This window comes from Clostridium sp. (assembly GCF_016650095.1).
Taxonomy (GTDB): Bacteria; Bacillota; Clostridia; order Clostridiales; family Clostridiaceae; genus Clostridium_AD.
Map to the genome: position 1 here is coordinate 1 of NZ_JAENWL010000299.1, position 4,702 is coordinate 4,702.

Here is a 4,702-nt window from a genome sequence, read left to right on the forward strand (position 1 = left end):
AAAAAAGTTCATGATTTTCTAACAGTTGGAGCAGCAGCACCACTTCAAGAAGCAGCGGTTACAGCCCTTAATTTTGAAGATGCTTATTATGCTGGACTTCAAAATACTTATACAGAAAAAAGGGACTTATTTTTAAAAGGCCTTGATGATATAGGATTAACATACACAACCCCACAAGGAGCTTATTATATAATGGTTGACGTTTCAGAATTTGGATCAACTAATGATGTAAAATTTTGTGAGTGGCTAGCAAAAGAGGTAGGCATCGCAGCAGTTCCTGGTTCAAGTTTCTTTAGAGAAGATGTAAATCATTTGATCAGGCTTCATTTTGCTAAAAAGACAGATACTTTAGAAGAAGCACTTAATCGGCTTTCTTCACTAAAACATAAGGCAAGGGGGCTTCGGTTATGATTGAAATAAGATGGCATGGTAGAGGTGGACAAGGAGCATTTACTGCTGCAAAGATATTAGGGGCCTCTGCCTCTTTATTTGAAGGCAAATTTGCGCTTGCTTTTCCATCCTTTGGGCCAGAAAGAAGAGGAGCACCAATACAGTCTTTTACTAAAATTGATGATAAGAAAATTATTGATAGAAGTGAAATAAGGAAATGTGACTATATAGTTCTACTAGACGAGTCACTTTTCGATAAATCATATATAAATGATTTAAAACGAAATGGGAAAGTGATTATTAATAGCATTCACTCAGAAAAATATGAACAGTATGGTGAGGATGTAGTTACCTTTGATGCAACTGGAATAGCTTTAAATATTCTTAAAAGACCTACCACTAATACTGCTATGATTGGTGCACTTATTGGCCTGTCAGGTATTTTAAGCATTGAAGCTGTAATTTCAGGTTCAGCGAACTATTTAAAAGGATTAGTGCTAGAAAAAAATAGAGAAGTTATAATTGCTTCTTATAATAAAGTTAGGGGTGAATAATATGATTAAGCCAGTTCTAAGAAAATATACTAAGCCCACTCATATATCGGAATACCCTTTAGGTCCTTGCTACAAAGCAGGACATCTTGTCACAAAGAACGCAGGCTGGAGAAATGAGAAACCAGTTATAGATCATGAAAAGTGCATTAATTGTCTGCAGTGTTACATGTATTGCCCCGATGGAGTTATTTACAAGACAGATATTAATATTGATATAGATTATGATTTTTGCAAAGGCTGTGGCATATGTGCGAAGATATGTATTTCAAAGGCAATAAAAATGGAAAGGGAGGTGTAGATAATGGCAGGAAGAAAAGCTTTTTTATCTGGAAATGAAGCCCTTGCAGAAGGTGTGAGACTTGCAAGGCCTCATGTTATTTCGGCTTATCCAATTACTCCACAAACAACAGTTGTGGAAAGACTCTCAGAAATGGTGGAGGATGGTAGCCTAAAAAGCGAATTTGTTCATGTTGAGTCAGAGCATTCCGCGTTATCTGCTGCAATGGGTTCAAGCGCTGTAGGTGCAAGAACTTTTACAGCTACTTCATCGCAAGGTTTACTTTATATGGCAGAATGTCTTCATTATGCTAGTGGTGGGAGATTCCCAATTGTTATGATGAATGCTAATCGTTCTACAGCACTGCCTTGGAATATTTATGGGGATCAAAGGGATTCACTTTCTCAGCTTGATTCAGGTTGGATACAAGTTTATGTAGAAGATGCCCAAGAAAGTCTTGATATGGTATTACAAAGCTACGTAATAGCTGAAAATAAAAAGGTTCTTACACCTATTATGATAAATCTTGATGGTTTTATACTTACACATACTTATGAGTTAGTTCAAATTCCTACAACGGAGGATGCTGATAAATTTATACCTCCTTTTGAAACACCTTATAAAATGGATCTAGAGAACCCTAAAAATATGGCGTTTACTGCTGGACCTGGGGATAATATGGAATTCAAATATCAGCAACATAAGGCAATGCTAGATTCAAAGGAAGTTATTAGAGAAGTAGATGAAGACTTTGGCAAGCAGTTTGGAAGAAGATATGGTGGAATGGTAGAGGAATACCGTTGCGTGGATGCAGAAATAGTGCTTATAACTTTAGGAAGCGTAACAGGAATAGGTAGGATTGTAGTTGATGAACTAAGGGAGGCCGGACTCAGGGTCGGAGTATTTAAAATACGATTTTTAAGGCCTTTTCCAGAGGAAGAATTAATAAACCTCGCAAAACACGTAAAAGGAATTGGTGTCTTAGAAAAGGATGTATCATTTGGTCATGAAGGGACAGTTTATACTAATGTGAATTCTGCAATAGCGAAGGCTAGGGTTTCTATACCTTCTTATAATTTTGTTGCAGGTCTTGGTGGGAGAGATATTTCAAAGGATAATATAGCAGAAATGTTTCAATATATAAAAGAAGGGGTAGAAGGAACTAAAAAGGATTATGTGAAATTTGTAGGGTTGGGGGTGGAAATTAATGAATGAAAAAATAACTGCAAAAAATATTACTGACAATGAACTTTTTTATGGGCATAAAGCATGTGCTGGGTGTGGTGGAAGTTTGGCAGTAAGAATGGCATTAAAAGTTCTTGGAGAAAGGACATTCACAGTATTGCCAGCAGGGTGTATGTCGGCAGTAGGGTTTGTTTTTCCACAACTTTGTTTTAGTAATAATGCTATTATATCAACATTTGCAGGTACTGCTTCAATGCTTACAGGTGTTGAGGCTGGGGCAAGAGCTCTAGGACTTAAAAATTATAAGGTTCTAGGTATTGCAGGAGATGGTGGTACAGCAGATATTGGAATTCAAGCCTTATCGGGAGCAATAGATAGGGATGATAATGTTATATACATTTGTTATGACAATGAAGCCTATATGAATACAGGTATTCAAAAAAGTAGCTTAACTCCATTTGGAGCAAAAACTACTACAACACCAGCAGGAGAAAACATAAGAGGAAACATCAAGAATAAGAAAAATATGTTTGAAATCGTAGCGGCTCATGGAATAAAATATGCAGCTACAGCAAGTGTTGGGTACATCCAAGATTTTATAAATAAGGTGCAAAAGGCATCAGAAGTTAATGGAACATCATATATTCATGTGGTTGCTCCATGCCCAGTTGGATGGGGAACCCCAACAGAGGATACGGTTAACGTGGCTAAGGATATTGTGGATTCTGGACTATGGTATTTGGCCGAATATGAAGATGGCGATTTTAAACTAAATATGAACCCTAAGGAGTTTACTTCTGTAAAGAACTATCTCTTAAGTCAAGGAAGGTTCAAGCATTTAAAGGATGAAGATATAGATATTATTGTAGAGCAAAGAGATAAAAAATGGAAATATATTAGAAAAAATTGGATTGAATAAAAGTTAATACAACTTATTATGGTTATGTTTAAAACTAAATAAAAATAACTCATGTAGAGCTTAATACAAAGGAACAGAAAGCACTACATGAGTTACTATATTTATAATATTCAATTAATATTTTTTTCGGTTTCGCTAAGAACTTCATTCATACTTCCAGTTCTATATCCTAACAAATCAAGAGTTACATATTTAAAACCAATACTTTTTAACTCATTCGCAACTTTATCCATAATTTTGATGTCAAAGAATTTATCTCTTTCTTCAGCATTTACCTCAATTCTTGCTATATCTTCATGATGTCTTACCCTTATCTGCCTGAAGCCCAAATCCATTAGAAACTGCTCAGCTCTTTCAACCATACTTAGTTTTTCAACAGTTATCTCATTACCATATGGGAATCTTGAGGATAGACATGCAAAGGCTGGCTTATTCCAAGTAGGTACGCCAAATTTCTTTGACAATGCTCTTATATCATTTTTTGTTAAACCAGCATCCTTTAATGGACTAATAACTTTAAGTTCCATAGCTGCCTTTGTTCCTGGCCTAAAATCAGAAATATCATCAGCATTTGAACCGTCTAAAACTGCATTAATATTATTATCATCAGCAACTTTTCTAATCTTAGAGAAAAGTTCTTTTTTGCAAAAATAACATCTGTTAATAGGGTTTTTAGCGAATCCTTCAATTTCTAATTCTTCAGAGATTATGACTATGTGTTTTGACCCTATGCCTTCTATGTATTTAACAGCTTCTTCAAATTCTCTTTGGGGGTAAGTTGAAGACTTTGCAGTAATTGCTATAACGTTATTACCCAAAACATCTGTGGCTACCTTTAAAAGAAATGTGCTATCAACACCGCCAGAATATGCTATTGCAACACTTCCCAAATCTTGTAGACTATCTTTCAATTTTTGAAACTTCAAATCTAATTCCATATTTATCCTCCATGTCTTAAAGTAAGTGCAAGCACTAACTAAATTTAATTTTAAGTATAAGCTTTATTGTATTTTATGACATTATACGGCTATTGGCAAATCAAATAACTACTTTATATTATAAAAAAAGGTTTTAGGACAGAATCATTCTGTATCTAAAACCTCTAATTATTTAATCAATATCCTGAAGCAGTGATTAAACTATATCTTCATTAAAAAGTACAGTGGATAAATATCTTTCACCAGTATCCGGAAATAAAACAACGACAGTTTTCCCCTTATTCTCACTTCTTCTTGAAATTTCAGTAGCTGCAAAAGCTGCTGCCCCGGAAGATATGCCAACTAATAACCCTTCAGTTCTAGCTAAATCTCTACTTGCTTTAAATGATTCTTCATTCTTAACTTTATATATTTCATCAATTATTTCAGTATTTAACAC

The 4,702-nt window shown here is 34.9% G+C and carries 7 protein-coding genes; 5 read left to right on the forward strand and 2 right to left on the reverse strand.

Annotated elements, in window-relative coordinates:
* The 5 genes from JJE11_RS14835 to JJE11_RS14855 form a co-directional block, all read left to right on the forward strand.
* A partial coding sequence (locus JJE11_RS14835) for an aminotransferase class I/II-fold pyridoxal phosphate-dependent enzyme (RefSeq protein WP_291636978.1) occupies positions 1–411 on the forward strand: 411 nt, incomplete at its 5' end.
* Positions 408–944 carry a 2-oxoacid:acceptor oxidoreductase family protein gene (locus JJE11_RS14840; protein WP_291636980.1) on the forward strand — a complete coding sequence of 179 codons (537 nt, stop codon included), beginning with the start codon at positions 408–410 and terminating at the stop codon, positions 942–944. The genes JJE11_RS14835 and JJE11_RS14840, both read left to right, overlap by 4 nt.
* Before the next feature lies 1 nt (position 945).
* On the forward strand, positions 946–1,242 hold the full coding sequence (locus JJE11_RS14845) for a 4Fe-4S binding protein (protein ID WP_291636982.1): 297 nt from the start codon (positions 946–948) through the stop codon (positions 1,240–1,242).
* A 3-nt stretch (positions 1,243–1,245) separates the two neighbouring features.
* On the forward strand, positions 1,246–2,436 hold the full coding sequence (gene porA, locus JJE11_RS14850; protein WP_291636984.1) for a pyruvate ferredoxin oxidoreductase: 1,191 nt from the start codon (positions 1,246–1,248) through the stop codon (positions 2,434–2,436).
* Positions 2,429–3,325 carry a thiamine pyrophosphate-dependent enzyme gene (locus JJE11_RS14855; RefSeq protein WP_291636986.1) on the forward strand — a complete coding sequence of 299 codons (897 nt, stop codon included), beginning with the start codon at positions 2,429–2,431 and terminating at the stop codon, positions 3,323–3,325. Before porA ends, JJE11_RS14855 begins: the two co-directional genes overlap by 8 nt.
* A gap of 110 nt (positions 3,326–3,435) precedes the next feature.
* Here JJE11_RS14855 and larE read toward each other — a convergent pair whose 3' ends face one another.
* Entirely contained in the window at positions 3,436–4,263 is an 828-nt protein-coding gene (larE, locus tag JJE11_RS14860) for an ATP-dependent sacrificial sulfur transferase LarE (protein ID WP_291636988.1), read from the reverse strand.
* 196 nt (positions 4,264–4,459) lie between these two features.
* On the reverse strand, positions 4,460–4,702 hold a 243-nt coding region (locus JJE11_RS14865; RefSeq protein WP_291636990.1), incomplete at its 5' end, for a pyridoxal-phosphate dependent enzyme.